This window comes from Streptomyces phaeofaciens (assembly GCF_014648915.1).
Classification (GTDB): domain Bacteria; phylum Actinomycetota; class Actinomycetes; order Streptomycetales; family Streptomycetaceae; genus Streptomyces; species Streptomyces phaeofaciens.
Window position 1 is genome coordinate 217,127 of record NZ_BMSA01000013.1, and the last position, 23,419, is coordinate 240,545.

Annotated in this window: 20 protein-coding genes; 10 read left to right on the plus strand and 10 right to left on the minus strand. The window is 71.1% G+C overall.

Features of this window, described 5'->3' with window-relative positions; all coding sequences use genetic code 11:
• Positions 1 to 24: 24 nt before the first annotated feature.
• Both glp and galU read right to left on the minus strand, forming a co-directional pair.
• Positions 25 to 1,347, minus strand: coding sequence for a molybdotransferase-like divisome protein Glp (gene glp, locus IE275_RS22790; protein ID WP_189713206.1), 1,323 nt, complete (start codon positions 1,345 to 1,347; stop codon positions 25 to 27).
• Between the two features lie 5 nt (positions 1,348 to 1,352).
• Positions 1,353 to 2,255: a UTP--glucose-1-phosphate uridylyltransferase GalU gene (gene galU / locus IE275_RS22795; protein ID WP_189713207.1), complete on the minus strand. Its 903-nt coding sequence runs from the start codon at positions 2,253 to 2,255 to the stop codon at positions 1,353 to 1,355.
• Between the two features lie 93 nt (positions 2,256 to 2,348).
• On the opposite strand from galU, the gene IE275_RS22800 reads away from it, so the two are divergent.
• Positions 2,349 to 2,963, plus strand: coding sequence for a 5-formyltetrahydrofolate cyclo-ligase (locus tag IE275_RS22800; protein WP_189713208.1), 615 nt, complete (start codon positions 2,349 to 2,351; stop codon positions 2,961 to 2,963).
• A gap of 82 nt (positions 2,964 to 3,045) precedes the next feature.
• On the opposite strand, the gene IE275_RS22805 is transcribed toward IE275_RS22800, so the two are convergent.
• On the minus strand, positions 3,046 to 5,865 hold the full coding sequence (locus IE275_RS22805) for a penicillin acylase family protein (RefSeq protein ID WP_189713209.1): 2,820 nt from the start codon (positions 5,863 to 5,865) through the stop codon (positions 3,046 to 3,048).
• Positions 5,866 to 6,097: 232 nt separating this feature from the next.
• Between IE275_RS22805 and IE275_RS22810 the strand changes: the two genes are divergently transcribed.
• From IE275_RS22810 to mscL, 6 genes are all read left to right on the plus strand, one after another.
• Positions 6,098 to 7,627, plus strand: coding sequence for a potassium/proton antiporter (locus IE275_RS22810; protein WP_189713210.1), 1,530 nt, complete (start codon positions 6,098 to 6,100; stop codon positions 7,625 to 7,627).
• A 280-nt stretch (positions 7,628 to 7,907) separates the two neighbouring features.
• Positions 7,908 to 9,209 (plus strand): MFS transporter, encoded by a 1,302-nt coding sequence (locus tag IE275_RS22815; protein ID WP_189713211.1) that lies wholly within the window; start codon positions 7,908 to 7,910, stop codon positions 9,207 to 9,209.
• A 67-nt stretch (positions 9,210 to 9,276) separates the two neighbouring features.
• Complete coding sequence (locus tag IE275_RS22820) at positions 9,277 to 9,600, plus strand: FmdB family zinc ribbon protein (protein ID WP_189713212.1); 324 nt, start codon at positions 9,277 to 9,279, stop codon at positions 9,598 to 9,600.
• 149 nt (positions 9,601 to 9,749) lie between these two features.
• Complete coding sequence (locus tag IE275_RS22825; RefSeq protein ID WP_189713213.1) at positions 9,750 to 10,583, plus strand: S-methyl-5'-thioadenosine phosphorylase; 834 nt, start codon at positions 9,750 to 9,752, stop codon at positions 10,581 to 10,583.
• A gap of 194 nt (positions 10,584 to 10,777) precedes the next feature.
• Positions 10,778 to 11,296 (plus strand): CpaB family protein, encoded by a 519-nt coding sequence (locus IE275_RS22830; protein ID WP_189713214.1) that lies wholly within the window; start codon positions 10,778 to 10,780, stop codon positions 11,294 to 11,296.
• A 138-nt stretch (positions 11,297 to 11,434) separates the two neighbouring features.
• Positions 11,435 to 11,911 (plus strand): large conductance mechanosensitive channel protein MscL, encoded by a 477-nt coding sequence (mscL, locus tag IE275_RS22835; RefSeq protein ID WP_189713215.1) that lies wholly within the window; start codon positions 11,435 to 11,437, stop codon positions 11,909 to 11,911.
• Between the two features lie 43 nt (positions 11,912 to 11,954).
• On the opposite strand, the gene IE275_RS22840 is transcribed toward mscL, so the two are convergent.
• Positions 11,955 to 12,140: a hypothetical protein gene (locus IE275_RS22840; RefSeq protein ID WP_189713216.1), complete on the minus strand. Its 186-nt coding sequence runs from the start codon at positions 12,138 to 12,140 to the stop codon at positions 11,955 to 11,957.
• Between the two features lie 149 nt (positions 12,141 to 12,289).
• Here IE275_RS22840 and IE275_RS22845 point away from each other — a divergent pair, with 149 nt between their 5' ends.
• Positions 12,290 to 13,537, plus strand: coding sequence for a low temperature requirement protein A (locus IE275_RS22845; protein WP_189713217.1), 1,248 nt, complete (start codon positions 12,290 to 12,292; stop codon positions 13,535 to 13,537).
• Between the two features lie 112 nt (positions 13,538 to 13,649).
• Here the strand turns inward: IE275_RS22845 and IE275_RS22850 are convergent, their stop codons facing one another.
• Entirely contained in the window at positions 13,650 to 14,675 is a 1,026-nt protein-coding gene (locus IE275_RS22850; protein ID WP_189713218.1) for a P1 family peptidase, read from the minus strand.
• Positions 14,676 to 14,859: 184 nt separating this feature from the next.
• Here IE275_RS22850 and IE275_RS22855 point away from each other — a divergent pair, with 184 nt between their 5' ends.
• Positions 14,860 to 16,080 carry a L,D-transpeptidase gene (locus tag IE275_RS22855; RefSeq protein ID WP_189713219.1) on the plus strand — a complete coding sequence of 407 codons (1,221 nt, stop codon included), beginning with the start codon at positions 14,860 to 14,862 and terminating at the stop codon, positions 16,078 to 16,080.
• 175 nt (positions 16,081 to 16,255) lie between these two features.
• The gene (locus IE275_RS22860; protein ID WP_189713220.1) at positions 16,256 to 17,002 is read left to right on the plus strand and encodes a DUF6227 family protein; all 747 of its coding nucleotides are present in this window, start codon (positions 16,256 to 16,258) and stop codon (positions 17,000 to 17,002) included.
• Between the two features lie 11 nt (positions 17,003 to 17,013).
• Here IE275_RS22860 and IE275_RS22865 read toward each other — a convergent pair whose 3' ends face one another.
• The 5 genes from IE275_RS22865 to IE275_RS22885 all read right to left on the minus strand — a co-directional run bounded on the left by IE275_RS22865 (position 17,014) and on the right by IE275_RS22885 (position 23,380).
• Complete coding sequence (locus tag IE275_RS22865) at positions 17,014 to 17,304, minus strand: hypothetical protein (RefSeq protein ID WP_189713221.1); 291 nt, start codon at positions 17,302 to 17,304, stop codon at positions 17,014 to 17,016.
• Between the two features lie 140 nt (positions 17,305 to 17,444).
• Positions 17,445 to 19,574, minus strand: coding sequence for a PTS fructose transporter subunit IIABC (locus tag IE275_RS22870; protein WP_189713222.1), 2,130 nt, complete (start codon positions 19,572 to 19,574; stop codon positions 17,445 to 17,447).
• A 154-nt stretch (positions 19,575 to 19,728) separates the two neighbouring features.
• The gene (pfkB, locus tag IE275_RS22875; RefSeq protein ID WP_189713253.1) at positions 19,729 to 20,676 is read right to left on the minus strand and encodes a 1-phosphofructokinase; all 948 of its coding nucleotides are present in this window, start codon (positions 20,674 to 20,676) and stop codon (positions 19,729 to 19,731) included.
• A 168-nt stretch (positions 20,677 to 20,844) separates the two neighbouring features.
• Entirely contained in the window at positions 20,845 to 21,606 is a 762-nt protein-coding gene (locus IE275_RS22880; protein ID WP_189713223.1) for a DeoR/GlpR family DNA-binding transcription regulator, read from the minus strand.
• 241 nt (positions 21,607 to 21,847) lie between these two features.
• Positions 21,848 to 23,380: an MFS transporter gene (locus IE275_RS22885; protein ID WP_189713224.1), complete on the minus strand. Its 1,533-nt coding sequence runs from the start codon at positions 23,378 to 23,380 to the stop codon at positions 21,848 to 21,850.
• Positions 23,381 to 23,419: the final 39 nt, after the last annotated feature.

The following is a 23,419-nucleotide window of genomic DNA, read 5'->3' on the forward strand; positions in this document are numbered from 1 at the left end:
CACGCGCACGTGGCGGGCCGCCGGTCAGCCGAGGAGGACGACCTCGACCTCGGTGCCCGGCGCGACGGACTCCACGTCCTCGGGGACGACGATCAGCGCGTCGGCGTGGGCGAGGGCCGCGACCAGGTGGGATCCGGCGCCGCCGACCGGGCGGACGACGCCGTCGGCGTAGGTGGCGCGCAGGAACTGTCTGCGCCCCTTCGGCGAGGTCAGCGCCTTGTCCGCGATCAGCCTCGCGCGCGTGGTGGGCCGGTGGACGTCGTCGAGCCCCATCAGGGTGCGGATGGCGGGGCGCACGAACAGCTCGAAGGAGACGTACGACGACACCGGGTTGCCGGGGAGGGCCAGCAGGGGGATGTGGTCGGGGCCGATCGAGCCGAAGCCCTGGGGCTTGCCGGGCTGCATGGCGAGCTTGCGGAACTCGATGCCGCTGCCGGGCTCGTCCTCGTCGCCCACGTACGACAGCGCCTCCTTGACGACGTCGTACGCGCCGACGCTCACACCGCCGGTGGTGACCATCAGGTCGGCGCGGACTAGCTGGTCCTCGATGGTGGACCGGAGGGTCTCCGCGTCGTCGGCGACCGCGCCGACCCGGTAGGCGATGGCGCCCGCGTCCCGGGCGGCGGCGGTGAGGGCGAAGCTGTTGGAGTCGTAGATCTGGCCGCTGAGCAGTTCCTCGCCGGGCTGGACGAGTTCGCTGCCGGTGGACATGACGACCACGCGCGGGCGCGGGCGGACCCGGACGGTGCCGCGGCCGATCGCGGCGAGCAGGGCGATCTGGGGCGGTCCGAGGACGGTGCCGGCGTCGAGGGCGCGGTCCCCGGCCTTCACGTCACTGCCCTTCGCACGTACATGCGCGCGTGCCTCGGCGGCCCGGTACACGCGCACCTGCCCGGAGGCCTGCTCGGGGGCGAGGCTGCGGGCGCGCATCGCGCTCACCGGGCCCTCGCCCAGTCCGCCGTCGGTCCACTCCACGGGGACGACGGCCTCGGCGCCGGACGGCAGCGGGGCGCCGGTCATGATGCGGGCGGCCTGTCCGGGCCCCACGTGGAGCAGGTCGGCCTGACCCGCGGCGACGTCCCCGACGACCTCCAGAGCCGCCGGGAACTCCTCGCTCGCGCCCGCGACGTCCGCGACCCGGACCGCGTACCCGTCCATGGAGCTGTTGTCGAACGGCGGCAGGGAGACCGGCACCGTGACGTCCTCGACCAGGACACAGCCCTGGGCGTCGGGGAGTTGCAGCTCGATGGGTTCCAGGGGGCGGACGGTGGCGAGGATGTCCTCCAGGTGCTCGTCCACCGACCAGAGGTGGTCCTGGCCGGTGGGGTGAGGCGCGGCGGTGCTCAAAGTGGCTACATCTCCTCGGTGACGTAACTGCGAAGCCAGGACCGGAAGTCCGGACCCAGATCTTCACGTTCGCACGCGAGTCTGACAATGGCACGCAGGTAGTCGCCGCGGTCTCCGGTGTCATAGCGGCGGCCCTTGAAGACGACGCCGTGCACCGGGCCGCCGGCCTTCTCGTCCTGGGCGAGCTGCTGGAGGGCGTCGGTGAGCTGGATCTCGCCGCCGCGGCCCGGCTCGGTCTTGCGCAGCACCTCGAAGATGCCCGCGTCCAGGACGTACCGCCCGATGATCGCGTAGTTCGACGGGGCGTCCGCCGGGTCCGGCTTCTCCACCAGGCCGGTCACCTTGACCACGTCGCCGTCGGCGGTGGTCTCGACGGCCGCACAGCCGTAGAGGTGGATCTGGGCGGGCTCGACCTCCATGAGCGCGACGACGCTGCCGCCGTGCTGCTCCCGCACCTCGATCATCCGCTGGAGCAGCGGGTCGCGGGGGTCGATGAGGTCGTCGCCGAGCAGGACGGCGAACGGCTCCTGCCCGACGTGCGGGGCCGCGCACAGGACGGCGTGTCCGAGCCCCTTGGGGTCGCCCTGGCGCACGTAGTGCATGGTGGCGAGGTCGCTGGACTCCTGGACCTTGGCGAGCCGGGAGGCGTCGCCCTTCTTCTGGAGCGCCGACTCGAGTTCGTAGTTGCGGTCGAAGTGGTCCTCGAGGGGGCGCTTGTTGCGACCGGTGATCATGAGGACGTCGTCGAGACCGGCGGAGACGGCCTCCTCGACCACGTACTGGATCGCGGGCTTGTCCACGACCGGCAGCATCTCCTTGGGAGTGGCCTTGGTGGCCGGCAGGAACCGGGTACCGAGGCCGGCCGCGGGAATGACAGCCTTGCTGATCCTGGGGTGCGACTGAGTCATGTCCGCAACCTTATCCGGTGGCTTTGAGAGGAATCTGTAGCTCCGGTTAATACGTGTTCATATGACTGCATTGGAGTGGAGTGGATGTCAGCCATGAGCCACGACGGGACCGGACCCGATTCTGACAAACATATGTTGCGGCGAGAGCTCCTCTCCGTGAGGAACAGGTTGACGACGGATGACCTGCGGGCAACGGCCGCCGCGCTGGCCGAGCACGCCCTCGAACTGCCCGAGTTGGCGCATGCGCGCACGGTCGCGGCGTACGTCTCCGTGGGCGGCGAGCCCGGCACGCCTGCGCTGCTGGACGCGCTGCACGCGCGGGGCGTGCGGGTCCTGCTCCCCGCGCTCCTGCCGGACAACGATCTGGACTGGGGCGCGTACACCGGGGAGGGCTCCCTCGCCCGCGTCCGGCACGGCGGCCGGATGACGCTTCTGGAGCCGGCCGGCGAGCGGCTCGGCGTCGACGCCGTGAGCGAGGCCGACGTGGTGCTCCTGCCGGGGCTCGCGGTCGACGCGCGCGGGATGCGCCTGGGGCGCGGCGGAGGGTCGTACGACCGGGTGCTGGCGCGGCTGGACGCGGCCGGGGCCCGTCCCGCGCTGGTGGTGCTGCTGTACGACACCGAGGTCGTCCCACGGGTCCCCGCGGAGCCGCACGACCGGCCGGTACAGGCGGTGGTGACGCCGTCGGGGGTGCGCCGCTTCACCTGAGCGGGACGCCCCCGCCAACGACGAAGGGACCCTCCACGCGCGCGTGGAGGGTCCCTTCGTCGTGGCTCAGGTGCTCATGCGCTCAGGGCTTGAGCACCAGGGTGTCGCTGGTGCTGTCGTCGACGGCCTTCTTCGAGAACGACCAGTCGAGCAGTTCTCCGCTGGCCCATTTACCGGTCTGGTCCGTGTAGTGGGCGCTGAAGGCGTGCCCGGAGGCACCGGTGAGGTTGATCCACTTCGACTTGTCGAGGTCGTCGAGGTTGACCACCATCCGCATCGACGGCACCCACACCACGTCGTAGCCGCCCGCGGCGTTCCAGCCGGTCGCGTCGACCGCCGCCTCGCCGCCGCCGAGCTTCCACGGGCCGCGGTTGAGGATGTACTGGAGGAACTCCGGACCGCTGGTGCCCAGGGTCTGGTTCTTCAGGAACAGGCGGTGCAGCCGGCCCCAGCTCCAGGTGTCGATGTCCTTGCCGAGCTCCGCGGTCAGCTCCCAGCGGGCGTCGACCATGGCGCGCTTGAGCAGGTCGTCGCGGTTGTGGTCGGCGCCCTCACGGGTGCCCACCTCGGGCGTCGTCCACCAGTCGCTGTCCGGCTTGTCCATGAGGTTGCGCACGACCTGGAACCAGCGGTCGCCGCCGTCCGGCTGCGCCTGGTCGGGCTCGCGCTGGCCGCACTCACGGACCTTCTGGGTGTTGTCCACGGCGTTGGTCGCGCTGGCCGGGTCGACCCACAGGCACTGCCCCTCGACGCGCAGCTCCTTGGGCAGCTTGTTGCCGAAGGCCAGCGTGACGATGTTGCGCCAGACCGCGTTGAAGTAGGCGGCCGCCGCCGAGTCGGCGTCCTGGACGAAGTCCCAGTTCTGGAGCAGTTCCTGCGCCTCGCGGACGTCCGGGTCGTCGATGTTGATCTTCAGCAGGTCGGGCACCAGCTCCTGGGCGATCTCACTGGAGTTGTCCGTCTGCATCTGGCGCATGTCGTCGGTGGAGATCTTGCCGCCACCCTTGATCTTGTTCTTGATCAGCTCGGTGATCCGCTGGCTGCGGGTGCCGTATCCCCAGTCCGTGGTGAGGGTGTAGGGGTACTTGTCCGGGTCGATCACGGCCTGGTTGGCGGTGACGATGTAGCCGCGCTTCGGGTTGAACTCGTAGGGCAGCTCGTCGAACTCGATCTGGCCGGTCCACTGGTTCTTCGACTCCCAGCCCGCGACCGGGACGGAACCGTCGTCGCCCTTCGCGCGCGTGGGGATGCGGCCGGGCAGCTGGTAGCCGATGTTGCCGTCGGTGTCCGCGTAGACCAGGTTCTGCGAGGGCACGTCGAACTTCTCGGCCGCGTTCCGGAAGCCGTCCCAGTCCTTCGCCTTGTCCATGGCGAAGACGGCGTCCATCGTGTTGCCCGCGTCCAGCGCGGTCCACTTCAGGGCGATGCCGTAGCCGTCGCCGCGGTCCGGCGCCGCGTTGTCGACGGTGGCCTTCTGGCCGACCTTCACCAGTTCCTTGCTGCGGTCGGACAGCAGGGGCATGCCGTCCTGGGTCTCACGGACGACGATCTTCTTGGCGTCACCGCCGGCGACCTTGATGGTCTCCTCACGCGTGGTGAAGGGCTTCACCTTGCCGTCGTACTGGTAACCGTCGCCGGAGAGCTTCTCCAGGTAGAGGTCGGTGACGTCGGCGCCGGAGTTGGTCATGCCCCAGGAGATGTCCTGGTTGTGGCCGATGATCACGCCGGGCATGCCCGCGAAGGTGTAGCCGGTGACGTCGTACTGGCACTTGCTGGAGACCGTGCGGCAGTGCAGGCCCATCTGGTACCAGACGGAGGGCAGCGAGGCCGACAGGTGCGGGTCGTTGGCCAGCAGGGGCTTGTTGGTGATCGTGTGGGCCCCGGAGACGACCCAGGAGTTCGAGCCGATGCCGTTGCCGTTCACACCCACGGCCGTCGGCAGGTCGTCCAGGACGTCGTAGAGGCCGATCAGCTGGCCCTGGAGGCCCGAGGTGTCCGAGGAGGTACCCGAGGCGTCCGAGGAGCCGGACGTGCCCGTGGCGCCGGACGTGCCGCTCGTGCCCGACCCGTCGCCGGAGCCGTCACCGGAGCCGCTCGTGCCGTCGCTCGCCTCGAACGCCTCGTTCAGCGTGCTGTACTCGCCGTCCTGGACGATCGTGTTCGACTCGCCGTCGACCTTGTACGGGTAGTCCGGGTACAGGTCGGCGATCTGCTGCGGGCCGAGGCGGCTGGTCATCAGGGCGCGGTCGATCTCGTCCTGCATGTTGCCGCGCAGGTCCCAGGCCATCGCCTTCAGCCAGGAGACCGAGTCGACGGGGGTCCACTCGGCCGGCTTGTAGTCGTTGACGAAGCCGAGCGCCGCGTATTCGAGGGAGATCTCCTCGGCGTCCTTGCCCGCGAGGTAGGCGTTGACCCCCTCGGCGTAGGCCCGGAGGTACTTCTTCGTGGAGTCCGACAGCTTGTCGTCGTACTCCTCCTTGGCGACACGGTCCCAGCCCAGGGTGCGCAGGAATTCGTCGTTGTCGACCTGGCTCTCGCCGAACATCTCCGACAGACGGCCGGACGTCATGTGCCGGCGCACGTCCATCTCGTAGAACCGGTCCTGCGCCTGGACATAGCCCTGCGCCATGAAGAGGTCCTCGTCGGAGGAGGCGTAGATCTGCGGGATGCCGTACCCGTCCCGCTTCACGTCGACGGGCCCCGAAAGGCCCTGGAGCGTGATCGAACCCTTGGTCTGCGGGAACGAGGCCCGGACGGTACTGATCGACCAGTACCCGCTGAAACCGATGCCGCCGATCACGGCCAGCACCAGTACAAGCACGATAAGACGGGCTTTGCGCCCCTTCTTCCTGCCGGACTTGCCGGGCTTGTCACCCGTTGTGGCGGTGGTGTTGGGGGGCATCGCTGTCCTTGCTGTCCTAACGCGAGCGGCAGGCGGTCCTGGAGTGCTGGAGCAACCATAGGCGCAGGGCCTCGCGCCACTTGACTCGGAGTAGGGAACCAGCACGGAAGGATGTTCGATCCTGCCTCGCCGAGCGTCAAGAAATCGTCAAGAGTTAGGTAAGGTAACGAAGTAGTTGGGCCCGGGACGCGCCTTTTCGTGTCCCATAGGGAGATGTGCTCCCACGCGCGGGATGAGTGCGCGCCAGGGAAGGGAACCGCCGCTGACTGTCCACGACCTCAACCAGCTCCTGCTCGTCTGCTCGCTCGTCCTGCTCGTCGCCGTCGCCGCGGTCCGGATCTCCTCGCGCAGCGGACTCCCCAGCCTGCTCGTGTACCTGGGCATCGGTGTCCTCATGGGCCAGGACGGCATCGGCGACATCAAGTTCGACAACGCCGAGCTCACCCAGGTCATCGGCTACGCGGCCCTGGTCGTGATCCTCGCCGAGGGCGGTCTGAGCACGAAGTGGAAGGAGATCGAGCCGGCCCTGCCGGCCGCCTCCGCGCTGGCGCTGGCCGGGGTCGCGGTGAGCGTGGGCGTCACGGCGACGGGCGCGCACTATCTCATCGGCCTGGAGTGGCGGCAGGCGCTCATCATCGGAGCGGTCGTCTCCTCGACGGACGCCGCGGCGGTCTTCTCCGTCCTGCGCCGGATCCCCCTGCCCGCGCGCGTGACGGGCACCCTGGAGGCCGAGTCCGGCTTCAACGACGCCCCGGTGGTCATCCTGGTGGTCTCCTTCTCCACCTCGGGCCCCGTCGAGCACTGGTACGTCCTGATCGGCGAGATAGCGCTGGAGCTGGCCATCGGCGCGGCCATCGGCCTCGCGGTGGGCTGGCTGGGCTCCTGGGGGCTGCGGCACGTCGCGCTGCCCGCCTCCGGCCTCTACCCGATCGCCGTCATGGCGATCGCGGTCACCGCGTACGCGGCGGGCGCGATGGCGCACGGCAGCGGCTTCCTGGCCGTCTACCTCGCCTCCATGGCCATGGGCAACGCCAAGCTGCCGCACTGGCCCGCCACGCGCGGGTTCGCCGAAGGGCTCGGCTGGATCGCCCAGATCGGCATGTTCGTGCTGCTCGGCCTTCTGGTCACCCCGCACGAGCTGGGCGACGACGTGTGGCCCGCGCTCGTCATCGGGCTGGTGCTGACCATGGTGGCGCGGCCGCTGAGCGTGGTGCTGTGCCTGACGCCGTTCCGGGTGCCGTGGCAGGAGCAGACGCTGATGTCCTGGGCCGGGCTGCGCGGCGCGGTCCCCATCATCCTGGCGACGATCCCCATGGTGCAGGGCGTCGACGCCAGCCGCCGCATCTTCAACATCGTCTTCGTGCTGGTCGTCGTCTACACCCTGGTCCAGGGTCCGACGCTGCCCTGGCTGGCCCGCAAGCTCCGGCTGGGCGACGGCAGCGAGGCCGCCGACCTCGGCATCGAGTCGGCGCCCCTGGAGCGGCTGCGCGGACATCTGCTGTCGGTCGCGATCCCCGAGGGCTCGAAGATGCACGGCGTCGAGGTCAACGAGCTGCGGATGCCGGCCGGGGCCGCCGTCACCCTGGTCGTGCGCGACGGGACGTCGTTCGTGCCGCTGCCCACGACCGTCCTGCGGCACGGCGACGAACTCCTCGTCGTCGCCACCGACCCCGTCCGGGACGCGGCCGAGCGACGGCTGCGCGCCGTCGGCCACGGCGGCAAGCTCGCGGGCTGGCTGGGCACGAACGGCAACGTGCACTGAGGACGCGCGTTAAGTGCGTGTTTCGTCCTGTTCACACGGATGCCATTCAGAGGCCCGGAGGCATCTTGGTGCTCATTTTCACAGGTACGAGGATCAGTGACCCCTGTACGATGAAGGCGCACTTTGATCGAACCAACTCTGCCTGACGCAGAGCTGGCGCGACCGTATGGCGGCCGGGACGTCCTCGTCAGTGGCACCGGTATCTACCGCAGTAGCGCAAGAGGACAGCTCTCGGCGCCCCCGCACGGGCGCGCTACCAGGCGGCAGAAAGGCACGGGCCGTGGCATCCACGGTCACCTCCGAGCCGTCGAAGCAGTCGAAGGACTCGCCGGCTCCCGCCCGTCCGGGATACGGACAACTGCTGCGCACCCGCGGCGCCTGGACATTCCTGCTGCCCGGCTTCGCAGCCCGCCAGCCGTTCGCGATGCTCACCATCTCCATCGTGCTGCTCGTGCAGCACACCACCGGCTCCTACGGCGCGGCCGGCGCCGCCGCCGCGGTCACCGGCGTCTCCATGGCGCTGTTCGCGCCGTACAGCGGCCGCCTCGCCGACCGCCACGGGCAGCGCGCGGTGCTGATCCCCGGCGTGCTCGTGCACACCGTGTCGGGCCTCACCCTCACGGCGCTCGCGCTGGCGCACGCCCCCCTGTGGGCGCTGTTCGTGGCCGCCGTGCCCACGGGCGCCTCGGTCCCGCAGGTCGGGCCCATGGTCCGGGCCCGCTGGGGCGTGCGGCTGAAGGGCTCGCCGCTGATGACCACCGCCGCGGCCTTCGAGTCCGTCACCGACGAGCTGACCTTCGTCCTCGGCCCGCTGCTGGCGACCGCCCTGTGCACCGCCGTGAACCCGGCGGCCGGTCTGATCACGGAGGCCTCGCTGACCCTGATCGGCGGTCTGCTGTTCGCCGCGCAGAAGAGCACCCAGCCCACGGTCGCCGCGGCCGGGCACGCGCACGTGGAGCACACCTCCGCCCTGCGCATCCCCGGCGTGCGCGTGCTGATCGTGACCTTCCTCGGCATCGGCTCGGTCTTCGGCGGCATGCAGGTCTCGCTGGCCGCGTTCACCGAGTCGATCGGCGAGCCCGGCCTCAACGGCGTCCTGTACGGCACCTTCGCCGCCGGCAACATGCTCTCCGGCCTGGTCTGCGGCGCGATCGCCTGGAAAACCGCCCCGCAGCACCGCCTCGTCGTCGGCTATGCCGCCCTCGCGCTGACGGCGTCCGGCCTGTGGGCCGCGCACTCGGTGCTCGTGCTGGCCGGCCTCGGCCTTCTGGTCGGCATGTGCATCGCGCCCGCGCTGATCACCGGCTACACCCTGGTCGAGGGCCTCGTCCCGGCCGGGGCGCGGACCGAGGCGTTCACCTGGCTGACCGGCGCCGTGGCGCTCGGCCAGGCGGCGGCCGTGACGGTCGCCGGGCAGCTGGAGGACCGCTTCTGGGGCGGCGCGGGCTTCCTGGTCCCGATGGGCGGCACCCTGCTCGCCCTGGCGACCCTGCTGGCCCTGCGCTCACGGCTGGAGACCCGCCCCCGAGGACGCACCGTCGCACGTGGCGTCGGTCACCGCGTGCCGGTGACAGTGGACTGATCCCCGGGAATACGTCAGTATGGATCGTCGTTAGCACTCAATGAGTGAGAGTGCCAGGAGGAAGACAGTGCCGACCTACCAGTACCAGTGCACCGAGTGCGGCGAGGGCCTCGAGGCGGTGCAGAAGTTCACCGACGATGCCCTGACCGAGTGCCCCAACTGCAGTGGCCGCCTCAAGAAGGTGTTCTCCGCCGTCGGCATCGTCTTCAAGGGCTCCGGCTTCTACCGCAACGACAGCCGCGGCTCCTCGTCGAGCAGCTCGCCGGCGTCGTCGAAGTCGTCGACGTCGTCCTCCGACTCGTCGTCGGCGTCCTCTTCGTCGTCGTCTTCGTCCTCCTCGGACTCGAAGTCGTCGAGCGCGGGCACCTCGGCGGGCACCTCCGCCGCGTAGGGCTTCCGTCCGGGACCCTGCCGTCGTACGACGGCAGGGTCCTCGGTGTTTTCCGGCGGACGGGCGTCCCGGTGGGCCGGCGCGGGCGTTTCCCGGCGTTTCCCCTGGGCGGGCGCGGGGCGTGAACGGCGCGAGCTAGTGTGCTGGGCATGGCGAACGCAGAGATCGGCGTAATCGGCGGCTCGGGCTTCTACTCGTTCCTCGACGACGTGACCGAGATCCAGGTGGACACCCCCTACGGCGCGCCCAGCGACTCCCTCTTCCTCGGTGAGATCGCCGGCCGGCGGGTCGCCTTCCTGCCCCGGCACGGACGCGGCCACCATCTGCCGCCCCACCGCATCAACTACCGGGCCAACCTGTGGGCGCTGCGCTCGGTCGGGGCGCGCCAGATCCTCGGCCCGTGCGCGGTGGGCGGCCTGCGCCCCGAGTACGGGCCCGGCACGCTGCTCGTCCCCGACCAGCTGGTCGACCGTACGAAGTCCCGGGGCGGCACCTACTTCGACGGGCTGCCCCTGCCCGACGGCACCGTGCCCAACGTGGTGCATGTGTCCCTGGCCGACCCCTACTGCCCCACGGGACGCGCGGCCGCGCTGAAGGCGGCGCGCGGGCAGGAGTGGGAGGCGGTGGACGGCGGGACGCTCGTCGTGATCGAGGGGCCGCGGTTCTCGACGCGTGCGGAATCGCTGTGGCACCAGGCGCAGGGCTGGTCGGTGGTCGGTATGACCGGCCATCCGGAGGCGGCGCTCGCCCGTGAACTCGAACTCTGCTACACATCGTTGACCCTGGTCACCGACCTCGACGCGGGCGCCGAGTCCGGCGAGGGCGTGTCCCACGAGGAGGTGCTGCGGGTGTTCGCGGCGAACGTGGACCGGCTGCGGGGAGTCCTGTTCGACGCGGTGGCCGAGTTGCCGGCCAACGAGGACCGGGGCTGCCTGTGCACGGGGGCGTTGGGTGGTCTGAATCCGGGGTTCGAGCTGCCGTAGGGGCCGGCGTCGGAGGCGGCAGCGGAACTCGTCGTTCGAGTGAGGGAGTTGTCCACAACCGGGCGGTGGTCCACCGGCTCCGGCGAGGGGCGGCGCGAAGCGTCATCGTGGCTTCGCAGACCGATTCCTCGTCGCAGGTGGTGATCCCGTTGTCCCTTCGTCCTCCCCCGCACCCCGTGCCGCCCCCATGTGTCGTGCCGCCCTTCGATCCCGTCCGCGTCCACGGCGGCCGCCACCGGCTGGGCCGGCTCGTACGGAACCGGCGACGGGCCCTCGCGGCCGGCCTCGCCGTCACCGCCGCCGCGCTGGTGGCCGCCGGCCCGCAGAACGGCGTGCCCGCACGGGGACACCCGGGCGACGGCGAGGGCCCACCCGCCCACACCCGGTCGTCGGCGCGCACCCCGGCCCACTCCCCGCGCACCGCGGGGAAGGTGACGGCACCGGTGCGGATCGCCGACGCGGCCACGGTCCGGCTGCTGCGCCCGGGCGACCGGGTCGACGTGATCGCCGCCGAGCGGACGGCGTCGGGCGGCGAGGCCGAGGTGGTCGCGCGCGGCGCCCTGGTGACGAAGGTGCCCGAGCCGCTGGACCCCTCCGGCTCCGTCGGCGCCGGTGACAGCGGCGCGCTGGTCGTCCTGTCCGTACCCCGTTCCACCGCCGCACGCCTGGCGGGTGCGAGCGCGACGGCCCGGCTGGCGGTGACCCTGTGGTGAGCCTCGTCGTACGGCTGCTGCGGGCCGGGCTGTCAAGTGCCTCGTTCGAGCTACCCCGTTGGACACGCCGGGCACTGATTGACGTAGGTTGCGGAGCTGTTCGTTCCACAACCTGTGCAGACGAGGAGTGTCCCCGAGGTGAGCCAGAAGAAGGAACCGGGCATCTTGCAGGGCTTCAAAGCCTTCCTGATGCGCGGGAACGTCGTGGACCTGGCGGTCGCGGTGGTCATCGGCGCCGCGTTCACGAACATCGTGAACTCGGTGGTGAAGGGCATCATCAATCCGCTGGTCGGCGCGATCGGCACCAAGAACCTCGACGGCTACAGCTCGTGTCTCAAGGACCCGTGCAAGGTCGCGGCGGACGGCACGGTGGTCAGCGGCGTACCGATCCTGTGGGGAACGGTGCTCAGCGCCACCCTCACCTTCGTGATCACGGCGGCGGTCGTCTACTTCCTGATGGTCCTGCCCATGTCGAAGTACCTGGCCAAGCAGGAGGCCCGCCGGAAGGCGAAGGAGGGCACCCACGAGATCATCGAGGTGACCGAGCTGGAGGTGCTCAAGGAGATCCGCGACGCACTGATCGCCCAGCGCGGCTCGGGCCACAGCGAACGGTAGCGACACCGCGAGGGGCCCCGCGGACGCCGCTCCGCCGGGCCCTTCAGATGTGGTGCGGCGGCTTCTCGTCCAGGAAGCGCTTCAGGTCGGCCGCGCTGTCGCCGGACGAGCCCGGCCGCTCGCCCCAGCCGCGGTCCGTGTCGTCCGAGGACTGCTGGTCCAGCGGATCGTCGAAGATCAGCGCGGGCTTCGGGTCGCGCGGCTCGGGGGCGGCGGCGGGGGTGCTCATGCCTCCAGAGTACGGTCCCCCGCCCCGAGAACCCCCTCCGCGCCTCCGCCAGAGGCCCCTGACCAGCCCTTCCACGGGTGCGGTGCCCCCTGGGGAATCGTGCGCTCGCCCGCAAGATTTTCCGCCGGTTATCTGCTGTGCTGGGACGCATGACGTCCAGCTCCACGCCGCCGGCCTCTCCCTCAGGTCCCTCAGGTCCGCCCGTCCACGCCAGACCCCTGCGCCGGCTCACCGCCCGCGGACGCGGCGAGGCGCACCGAGTGGCCTCACCGCTCGAGCTCTTCTTCGACCTGTGCTTCGTGGTGGCCATCGCCCAGGCGGGTGCCCAGCTGGTGCACGCCGTGGCCGAGTCCCACGCCGGGGAGGGCATCCTCAACTACGCGATGGTCTTCTTCGCCATCTGGTGGGCCTGGATGAACTTCACCTGGTTCGCCTCGGCGTACGACAACGACGACGTCCTCTACCGGGTCGTGACGCTGGTGCAGATCGCCGGTGTCCTGGTCCTCGCGGCCGGTGTCTCACGGGCGTTCGAGGACCACGACTTCCTGGCCGTCTGGCTGGGCTATGTGATCATGCGGCTCGCGATGAGCACGCAGTGGCTGCGCGTGGCGCTGTCGAGCGAGGGCGCGGAGAGAACGACGGCGCTGCGGTACGCCGGTGGCGTACTGCTCTGCCAGGTCGGCTGGCTGGGGCTGCTGATCCTGCCCGAGCACGGCAGGCCGTGGGTGTTCCTGGTGATGGCGGTGCTGGAGATGTGTGTGCCGCTCTACGCGGAGAAGGACCATCCGACGTCCTGGCATCCGCACCACATCGCCGAACGCTACGGACTGTTCACGATCATCGTGCTGGGCGAGACGGTCGCGGCGGCGACGATCGCCGTGAAGACCGGCATCGACGAGAACGACGCCCTGGACGAGCTGCTCCCGATCGCCGTCGGCGGACTGCTGATCATCTTCGCCGCCTGGTGGATCTACTTCGCGGTGCCCATCCACGGCCATCTGCGCTCCAACAGGCAGTCGTTCCTGTGGGGCTACGGTCACTACGTCGTCTTCGCCTCGGCCGCCGCGATCGGCGCGGGCCTGGAGGTGGCGGTCGAGCAGACGGTCGGCGCGGCCCATCTCTCGACGCTCTCCGCGTCGGCCGCCGTGACCCTGCCGACGGCGCTGTACCTGCTCGCCGTGTGGGCGCTGCACGCCCGCCACTTCAAGGTGGGACTGGGCCAGCAGCTGGTACTGCCGGTCACCGCGCTGCTGGTGATCTGCTGCACCTTCCTCGGCGAGTGGGCGGTCCTCGCGGCCGGCCTGGTGGCGGCGGGGGCGGTGGCGACCGGGACGACCCTGACGGCCCGGACAGCGGCACGGACGAAGCGGGCACGGACCTCGGGCGCGGCGCTGTAACCCCGCACCGGCCCCTCGCCGGCCCCGGCCACTTCCCTACGTCCGCCCTCCGCCGTCCGCCCTCCGCGGTCCGCCGTCCGTCTCCCGCCCTCCGCCCGTGCTCGCCCCTCCCCTACCCCCCGTACAACTCCGTGTACGAGGGCCAGGCGCCCCCGGCCCCCTCCGTCGGCTCGGCCGCGCGTACGGCGCGCACGATCGCGCGGGTCACCATGTCCGCGCCCGCGGCGAGGAGGTCGTTCAGGGCGAGCGGGTGTGTGGAGCCGAGTGGGCGTGTGCCGGTGGCCAGCGTGAACACCGTGTCCCCGTCGTGGAGCAGATGCACCGGGCGTACGGCGCGCGCGATGCCGTCGTGCGCCGTGCCGGCCAGCTTCTGGGCCTGGGCCTTCGTCAGGTCCGCGTCGGTGGCGACCACCGCGAGCGTGGTGTTCAGCGGAGGAGGGGCGTTCTTCGCGGCGCTCTCGGCGAGGCGCCGGCGCGCGGCCTCGTGCACCCGCGCCTGCGGGTACTCGACACGCCCCTGGAACAGCTCCCCGTACAGCACGCCCGTTTCCGGATCCGTCACCGACCCCGCCGCGTTGGCCACCACCAGGGCGGCCACGGTGACCCCCGAGTCGAGGACGGTGCTCGCGCTGCCGACGCCGCCCTTCATCAGCCCGACGACGGCGCCCGTGCCGGCCCCCACGCACCCCTGCGGCACCGGGGCGCCCGGCTCGCTCGCCGCGGCCGCCTCGACGGCCGTCCGGCCGGTGGCCGCGTCCGGGCGGGCCGAGAAGTCGCCGCCCCGACCGAGGTCGAAGACACAGGCGGCGGGCACCACCGGCACGACGTGCGCGGGGTCCGGGCCGACGGGCACGCCGCGCCCCCGCTCCTCCAGCCAGGCCATGACTCCGGACGCCGCGTCCAGCCCGTAGGCGCTGCCGCCGGTCAGCACGATCGCCTCGACCCGCTGCACCAGGTTGCGGGGATCGAGCGCGTCGGTCTCCTTGGTGCCGGGGCCGCCGCCGCGCACGTCCACGGCGGCGACGGCGCCGCCCTGCGGTGCGAGCACGACCGTCGTGCCGGTGAGCCAACCGCCGCCGGTGCGCGAGGCGTGTCCCACCCGCAGACCGGCGACGTCCGTCAGAGCGTCAACTGTCATGCCGGCCAGTGTCCTCCGGTGCCGGGGGAAGGGCCTGGAGGGACAGGCGATTGTCCTGGTTCTGTCACGTGATGGTGTTCATGACGAAAGGGAGGGAACCCCACCGGCTACCCGATCCCTCCTTCTCCACGTACTGGAGCGGATCACACCGGATTCCGCACATCACACGAAGCTGGAGCAGCCCGTGACAACGCCGGACACAGCAGCGCGGCGCGTCCTGGGGGCCTGTGCCGCCCTCATGGTCGGCGCACTGACCCTGACCGCCTGCGGCGGCAGCGCCAACGCCGACAACGACGACTCCAAGGGCGGCGGCGAGTCCGCCAAGACGTCCTCCGCGAAGATCGTGATCTCGGCGAAGGACGGCTCGACGGGCGCGTCCATCAACGCGACGGGTGTGAAGGTGAGCGACGGCCGGCTCACCGAGGTGACGATGACGGTGGCGGGCGGCGGCCAGTCCGTGCCGGGCACCCTGTCCGCCGACGGCAGCAGCTGGAAGCCGAAGGAACAGCTGGAGCGCGGGACGAAGTACGAGATATCGGCGACCGCCAAGGACACGAACGGCAAGACGGCGGCCGCCAACTCGATCTTCACCACGGTCACTTCGTCCGGCAGCTTCATCGGCACGTACACCCCGGACAACGGCACGACGGTGGGTGTCGGGATGCCGGTGTCGTTCACGTTCGACAAGGCGATCAGCAAGCAGAAGGACGTGCAGTCGCACATCACGGTCACCTCCAGCAGCGGCCAGCAGGTGGTGGGGCACTGGTTCGGGGCGCAGCGTCTGGACTTCCGGCCCGAGGAGTACTGGAAGGCCGGTTCCAAGGTCACGATGAAGATCGACCTGGACGGCGTGGAGGGCGCGAACGGTGTCTTCGGGGTGCAGAAGAAGACGGTGACCTTCACGATCGGCCGCTCGCAGGTCTCCACGGTGGACGTGAACACGCAGACCATGACGGTGGTGCGGGACGGGCAGACGCTGAAGAGCGTCCCGATCTCGGCGGGCAGCCCGCAGCACACGACGTACAACGGCCAGATGGTGATCTCGGAGAAGTTCACGCAGACGCGGATGAACAGCCGGACGGTGGGTCTCGGCGGGGAGTACGACATCCCGGACGTGCCGCACGCGATGCGTCTGACGCAGTCGGGCACCTTCATCCACGGCAACTACTGGTACAACAAGGGCAATCCGCCGTTCGGCCGGGAGGGCACCAGCCACGGCTGCGTGGGGCTCGCGGACGCGCAGGGCGCGCAGGGAGACACCCCGGCCAAGTGGTTCTACGACAACTCGCTGATCGGGGACGTCGTGATCGTGAAGAACTCCCCGGACAAGACGGTGACGCCGGACAACGGGCTCAACGGGTGGAACCTGCCGTGGTCGCAGTGGACGGCCGGAAGCGCCACCTGACCCGGAACCGGCCTCCGACCGGCGGTTTCTGACGGATCATCGGGCCGCGTGGGAACATTTCACGCGGCCCGGCCGTTTTCACGGCGTACGTTTTCTCGGTTCCCGGACATGATGTCCGACCGAGGGGCTACGGTATGCACCCACAAGGTGACATGCAGCAACGCCGGGAGAAACCTTGAGCGTTCCGTACGAGACCGCAGCGTACGAACCAGCCGAGTCGCCCGAGTCTCCGGAGGAGCACCTCGCGCGACTGCTCGGTCGTGCCCTGAACTCGTTCGAGCTGCCCGACGAATGCGTGCGGCGGCTCGACTGCGCACTGGCCCATGACAGCTCGCTGCACTCCGCGCACCACAGCGCGGGCCTGCACCGCGAGACCTACCGGCACACCTGGCTGCTGGCCGACGGATGCGCACTCACCCTGTGGGAGCTGGTCCACAACCCCACACCGGGCAGCGAACCGCAGCACGAGGTGTACGTCGACGAGGAGGAGCTGCGCGCGGCCACGGCCCGGCTGCCGCTCCCGGCGGACGCGCCGGACTTCGAGCTGCCGGTGACGGTGCAGCTCTCGCCGGTCCTCGCACCCCGGCACGTGTATGTGCCGGACGACTCGGCGGACCACGCGCGGCGGCTGCTGCGCCGCGCGGAGAACACCGACCGGCCGGGCGCGGACACCGCCGCGCTGCTGAGGACGGCCTTCGCGCACCAGATCACCCAGGCCTTCGGGCGCCCGTGCCGTGCGGGGCGTATCGGGCTGGGCTACTCGCTCTACGAGCACGCGTTCCTGCTGCGGGACGGCCAGGAGATCTCCCTGTGGGAGGTCGAGCACACGGCGACGCCGGACGGCCGGCACATGTGCGAGGTGTATCCGTCCGAGGCCGAGGCCCGCGAGGCGATGGAGCGGCGGGCGGCGCGGGTCTCCTGACCCGGCTTCCCTCAGCGGCCGCCGTCGAGCTGTCGTACGAGCCCGGCGAAGGCGTCCTTCTCGGCGGGGGTCAGTTCGACGGCCTCCCGGTGCGGGAAGGCCTCCTCCGGGCGCGGGAGGGCCTCGGCGACCTCGGGGACCGTGAGAACGACAGGCGTGGCGGGGGCGGCGAGGCCCGGCAGGGCGGCCTCCCGTGAGCGGATGCGGCGCAGCATGCGGTTCATGCCGATCAGCCAGGCGACGGAGGCCAGGGCAAGGAGGGTCAGCCCCGCCAGCTGGGGGATCGTGAGGTGCAGCGGCATGCGGTCCAGTACACACCACGGTCCGGGACTTGCGCCCCGGACCGTGACGTATCTCGCAGGTCGCACAGATCACGTGAATGACCTATACGGCGCGAATGAGTTGTATCGCTGATGAGTCGACCAGGGGCGGACGCCCGGCGTCACGCCGCGACCGGCTGCTTCGCCTCGGCCGTCCTGGCGGCCGCGCCGCCCTCGGCCGCCGTCGGGGCCGTGGTGCCGGCGGCCGGCTTGCGCAGGCCCTTGAGGACGACGACCAGGGCCGTGGTGACGCAGACGCCCGCCGCGATGGCGACCAGGTAGAGGAACGGGTTGCCGATCAGCGGGACCACGAAGATGCCGCCGTGCGGAGCGCGCAGGGTGGCGCCGAAGGCCATCGACAGGGCGCCGGTGACCGCGCCGCCCACCATCGAGGCCGGGATCACGCGCAGCGGGTCGGCCGCCGCGAACGGGATCGCGCCCTCGGAGATGAAGGAGGCACCGAGGACCCAGGCGGCCTTGCCGTTCTCGCGCTCGGTCTGGGTGAAGAGCCTTCCGCGCACGGTGGTGGCCAGGGCCATCGCCAGCGGCGGGACCATACCGGCGGCCATAACCGCGGCCATGATCTTCATCGCGGAGTCGCTGGGGCTGGCGACCGCGATGCCGGCGGTGGCGAAGGTGTACGCGACCTTGTTGACCGGGCCGCCGAGGTCGAAGCACATCATCAGGCCGAGCAGGGCGCCCAGCAGGACGGCGTTGGTGCCGGTGAGGCCGTTGAGGCCGTCGGTCAGGGCCTTCTGCGCGGAGGCGATGGGCTTGCCGATGACGACGAACATCAGGAACCCGACGATCGCCGAGGAGATCAGCGGGATCACCACCACCGGCATGATGCCGCGCACCGCCGCCGGGATCTTCACCTTCTGGATCGACAGCACCACACCGCCGGCGATCAGACCGGCCGCGAGACCGCCGAGGAAGCCCGCGTTGATGGTGACGGAGATCGCGCCGCCGACGAAGCCCGGAACGAGACCGGGGCGGTCGGCCATCCCGTAGGCGATGTAGCCGGCCAGGACCGGGACCAGGAAGCCGAAGGAGACGACGCCGATCTGGAAGAGCAGCGCGGCCCAGCTGTCGGCCTGGGTCCACAGGAAGTGGTCCATGACCGACGGCGCCTTGTTGATCTTGTAGCCGCCGATCGCGAAGCCGAGGGCGATGAGCAGACCGCCGGCGGCGACGAACGGGACCATGTAACTGACGCCGGACATCAGCCACTTGCGGAGCTTGGTGCCGTAGCCCTCGGAGGAGTCACCGGCGCGCTCCACCGGCGTACCCGGCGCGGAGCCGGCGCTCACCTCGCCGCGCTCGGCCTTTCCGCGCACCTCGGCGATCAGCTCGGCGGGGCGGTTGATGCCCGCCTTCACGCCGACGTCGACGGTGGGCTTCCCGGCGAAGCGGTCCTTGTCGCGCACGGGGACGTCATGGGCGAAGATCACGCCGTCCGCCGCGGCGACGACGGCCGGGTCGAGCCGGGTGAAGCCGGCCGAGCCCTGGGTCTCCACGGTCACCTCGACGCCCGCCTCGCGGCCGGCGTTCTCCAGGGACTCGGCGGCCATGTAGGTGTGGGCGATGCCGGTCGGGCAGGAGGTGACGGCGACGATCCGGAAGGGACGCGCGGGCCCGCCGGACGCCGGGCCGGGTGTCTCGGGGGTGTTGGCCGTGGCGGCGTCGGCGGAGGCCGCCACCGACGCCGCCACGGAGTCTTCGGAGGTGCCCGCGGCCTCGGCGGCCGGAGCCTGCCCCGCCGTCGCCTCGCCGGCCGGAGCCCGGTCCGCGGGTGCCGCACCGGCCGGGACCTCGTCGCCGCGGATCAGGGCCGCCGCGGCCGCCGTGTCCCGCACCGACCGCAGCGCGTCCGTGAACTCGCCGTTCATCAGCTGCCGGGCCAGGGAGGACAGGATCGTGAGGTGGGCGTCGTCGGCACCGGCGGGCGCGGCGATCAGGAAGATCAGGTCGGCGGGGCCGTCCGCCGCGCCGAAGTCGATCCCGGCGGTGCTGCGCCCGAAGGCGAGCGTCGGCTCGGTGACGTGCGCGCTGCGGCAGTGCGGGATGCCGATACCGCCGTCGAGGCCGGTCGGCATCTGGGCCTCACGGGCGGCCACATCGGCGAGGAAGCCCTCCAGGTCGGTCACCCGGCCCAGGGTCACCATGCGTGCGGCGAGCGACCGTGCCGCCGCTTCCTTGGTCTCGGCGGACAGGTCGAGATCGACCAGGTCCGCGGTGATCATGTCGCTCATCGCGGGCTCCTTCGCACGCGTATCGCCCGGGGTGCGGGGTGGGCGAGGGTGGGGACGGGGGTGAGGTGGGGGGAGGTGAGGGTGTCGGCGGGGCGGCCGGGCCGCATGGGGTGCTCGGAGCACGTGCCGACTAAGAGAAGCGACAGAAGCGACGTCATGACACGGGCTCCTTCAGTTCGCGGTCCACCGGCACCTCTGCCGTGACCGTCACCGCCGCCGGGTCCAGATCCCCCGGGGTCGGCATCACGCTGCCGGGCAGCTGGACGGCCGCCGCGCCATGGGCGACGGCGGAGGCGAGCGCCCCCGGACCGCGGCCGCCGGCGATGAGGAATCCGGCGAGGGAGGAGTCACCCGCCCCCACATTGCTGCGGACGACGTCGACCCGCGCGCTCGCGAACCAGGTGCCCGCGTCCTCCACCAGCAGCTGTCCGTCGGCGCCGAGGCTCGCGAGCACGGCGCGAGCGCCCATCTCCCGCAGTTCCTCGGCGGCCTTCACCGCGTCGCCCACCGTCGCCAGGGGGCGTCCGACGGCTTCCGCGAGCTCCTCGGCGTTCGGCTTCACCACGTCGGGCCGCTCGCCCAGCGCTTCGAGGAGCGCGCGCCCCGAGGTGTCCAGGGCGATACGGGCGCCCCCGGCGTGTGCCCGGGCGACGACCTCGGCGTACCAGGACGGCGCGAGCCCGCGGGGCAGGCTGCCGCAGCAGGCGATCCAGTCGGCGTCGCGCGACTGCTCGCGCACGGTCTCCAGGAGCAGTTCCTGCTCGGCCTCGGACAGTTCCGGGCCCGGCGCGTTGATCTTCGTGAGGACGCCGTCGGACTCGGCGAGCGCGATGTTCGAGCGGGTGGCGCCGGCGACCGGCACCGGCGCGACCTCGATGCCCTGGGCGTCGAGCAGGTCGGCGACGAGCGCGCCGGGCGCGCCTCCGAGGGGCAGGACGGCGACCGTGCGCCGCCCGGCGGCCGCGACGGCGCGTGAGACGTTCACGCCCTTGCCGCCCGGGTCCATCCGTTCGCCGGTGGCTCGGACGACCTCGCCGCGGTCGAGGGAGGGGACCTCGTAGGTGCGGTCCAGGGAGGGGTTGGGGGTGACGGTGAGGATCACACCGGTGCTGTCGCTGCCGGTGCTGTCCGTGCCGGTGCCGCTCATCGTCGTGCCGCTCATGCTCGTACTGCTTCCGTGCCGTTCATGCCCGTACCGCTTCCGTGCCGTTCGTGCGTGTACCGCTTCCGTGCCGTTCGTGCGTGTACCGCTCCGTCTGCTCCGTGGGGCTCATGCCCGTACCACCTCCGTGCCGCCTCGCTCGATGGCGGCCGCGTCCTCGGGGCTCAGCCCGCTGTCGGTGATCAGGAGGTCCACGTCGCTCAGGTCGCCGAAGCGGGCGAAGTGCTCCTGGCCGTGCTTGGAGGAGTCGGCGAGCAGTACCACCCGGCGGGCGGCGGCGACGGCCGCCCGCTTCACCGCGGCCTCGGCGAGGTCGGGGGTGGTCAGTCCGTGCTCGGCGGAGAAGCCGTTGGCGGCGACGAACAGGACGTCGGCGCGGATCTCGCCGTACGCGCGCAGCGCCCAGGCGTCCACGGCGGCGCGCGTACGGTGCCGGACGCGCCCCCCGACGAGGTGGAGCTGCATGCCGGGGTGGTCCGCGAGGCGGGCCGCGATGGGCAGGCTGTGCGTGACGACGGTCAGCTCGGCCTCCAGCGGGAGGGCGGCGGCCAGGCGGGCGATGGTCGTACCGGCGTCGAGGATCACCGTGCCCTCGGACGGCAGTTCCGTCAGGGCCGCCTTGGCGATGCGGTCCTTCTCGTCGGTGGACGTGCCCTCGCGTTCGGCGAGGTCCGGCTCGAAGTCGAGACGGCCGGCCGGTATGGCACCGCCGTGGACCCGGCGCACCAGGCCGGCGCGGTCGAGGGCCTTCAGATCGCGGCGGATCGTCTCCGCCGTGACCTGGAACTCCTCGGCCAACGACAGGACGTCCACCCGGCCGCCCTCACGGGCGAGCCGCAGGATCTCCTGCTGCCGCTCCGGTGCGTACATGTCCGCTCGCCTCCGACTGCTTTCTCGCCGATGTCCGGTTTCCCGCCGATGCCCGACCGATGCCCGGCCCATGTCCGACTCGTGCCCGAACTTGTGGTTTCGCTGGGAGGCTACGCCCGGATTTCCGGAAAGTAAACAGGCTCAGGCATCATTCGGGCATGAACGGACTTCCATGGGGTGTGGGTACGCCGAAGGGCCCGGCACCCCCATGGGTGCCGGGCCCTTCGGCGGAAGCCGTCGCTCAGCCCGCGAGCGCGCTCTCCCGGTCCTCGGAGGGGGCCGCCCCCGAGGAGTCCGTGGTGTCCTCGGCGCCCTCCAGGTGCTGCGCCGGCCGCTTCGGCAGGGCGAACATCAGCAGGAAGATCGCCGCCATCACCGCGGCCACCCATCCCAGCGCGTGCTGGAAGGCGTTCACGAAGGCGGGGCCCACCTCGGTCCGGGTCAGCCGGTCGCCGATCTCACCGAAGAAGACCACCGACACCAGGCCGAGCCCGAGCGCGTTGCCCATCTGCTGCACGGTGTTGATCAGCCCGGACGCCGAACCGGCGTGCTCGCGCGGCACCTCCGACAGCACCGCGTCGGTCAGCGGAGCCACGATCAGGCCCATGCCGGCACCCATCACGACCAGCGGGAGCGCCATCTGCCAGGAGGCGATGCCGAGGCCGTAGCGCTCGGACTCCCAGATGTAGAGCAGGACGCCGACGGTCATGGTCAGCGCACCCGCCTGGAGCACCTTGCGGCCGAAGCGCGGGACCAGCTTCTGGACGGAGAGCCCGGCGGCCATGGAGACGGCGATCGAGAACGGGACCCCGGTCAGCCCGGCGTGCAGCGGGGTCCAGCCCAGGCCGATCTGCATGTACAGCGTCCAGACCAGGAAGAAGATGCCGAGGCCGACACCGAAGACGGTCTGCACGGCGATACCGGCCGCGAAGCTCTTCACCCGGAACAGCGAGAGCTCGATCAGCGGCGAGCCGTCCCGCTCGGCCTTGCGCCGTTCGTACGCGACGAGCGCCCCGAACACGACCAGCGCGCCGGCCATCGACAGGTGCCCCCACAGCGGCCAGCCCAGCTCGCGGCCCCGGGTGAGCGGGTAGATCAGCATCAGCATGCCGAGCGTCACGAGCGCGACACCGACGAGGTCCAGCTTCAGGGCCTTCGGCGCCTTGGATTCGGTGATGAAGCGGCTGCCGAGGATCAGGCCCGCGATACCGACGGGCAGGTTGATCAGGAAGATCGGCCGCCATTCGAGCCCGAACAGGTTCCACTCCGTCAGCAGCGCGCCGAGCAGCGGCCCGGAGACCGCGCCGAGGCCGACGATCGCGCCGAACAGCCCGAAGACCTTGCCGCGTTCGTGCGCCGGGAAGGTGGCGTGCACGATCGACAGCACCTGGGGCACCATCAGGGCCGCCATGCCGCCCTGGAGGATGCGGGAGGCGACGAGCATCTCCGGGTTGGCCGCGAAGCCGCAGAGCGCGGACGCCAGGGTGAAGCCACCGATCCCGAGCAGGAACAGCCGCTTGCGGCCGTGGATGTCACCCAGCCGACCGCCGGTGATCAGGCCCGCGGCGAAGGCGAGCGCGTAACCGGCCGTTATCCATTGGATCTGGCTGTCGGAGGCACCCGCTTCCGCCTGGATGGACGGGATCGCGATGTTGACGATCGTCACGTCGACAAGATCCATGAAGGCTGCGGTCATCACGATCGCGAGAGCGAACCAGCGACGGCGGTCCGGCGCGGGCGCGGTGCTGTCCACGAGGGTTTCGGTGGAGGTCATGACGTAAATCTAGAGCCCCATTAGGTCAGATCACGTCCT

Bases quoted from the DNA above. Each gene is read 5' to 3' on its own strand.
- galU (WP_189713207.1), bottom strand. From the start codon at position 2,255: ATGACTCAGTCGCACCCCAGGATCAGCAAGGCTGTCATTCCCGCGGCC.
- IE275_RS22800 (WP_189713208.1), top strand. From the start codon at position 2,349: ATGAGCCACGACGGGACCGGACCCGATTCTGACAAACATATGTTGCGG.
- IE275_RS22805 (WP_189713209.1), bottom strand. From the start codon at position 5,865: ATGCCCCCCAACACCACCGCCACAACGGGTGACAAGCCCGGCAAGTCC.
- IE275_RS22810 (WP_189713210.1), top strand. From the start codon at position 6,098: ATGAGTGCGCGCCAGGGAAGGGAACCGCCGCTGACTGTCCACGACCTC.
- IE275_RS22825 (WP_189713213.1), top strand. From the start codon at position 9,750: ATGGCGAACGCAGAGATCGGCGTAATCGGCGGCTCGGGCTTCTACTCG.
- IE275_RS22840 (WP_189713216.1), bottom strand. From the start codon at position 12,140: ATGAGCACCCCCGCCGCCGCCCCCGAGCCGCGCGACCCGAAGCCCGCG.
- IE275_RS22845 (WP_189713217.1), top strand. From the start codon at position 12,290: ATGACGTCCAGCTCCACGCCGCCGGCCTCTCCCTCAGGTCCCTCAGGT.
- IE275_RS22850 (WP_189713218.1), bottom strand. From the start codon at position 14,675: ATGACAGTTGACGCTCTGACGGACGTCGCCGGTCTGCGGGTGGGACAC.
- IE275_RS22865 (WP_189713221.1), bottom strand. From the start codon at position 17,304: ATGCCGCTGCACCTCACGATCCCCCAGCTGGCGGGGCTGACCCTCCTT.
- IE275_RS22870 (WP_189713222.1), bottom strand. From the start codon at position 19,574: ATGAGCGACATGATCACCGCGGACCTGGTCGATCTCGACCTGTCCGCC.
- IE275_RS22880 (WP_189713223.1), bottom strand. From the start codon at position 21,606: ATGTACGCACCGGAGCGGCAGCAGGAGATCCTGCGGCTCGCCCGTGAG.
- IE275_RS22885 (WP_189713224.1), bottom strand. From the start codon at position 23,380: ATGACCTCCACCGAAACCCTCGTGGACAGCACCGCGCCCGCGCCGGAC.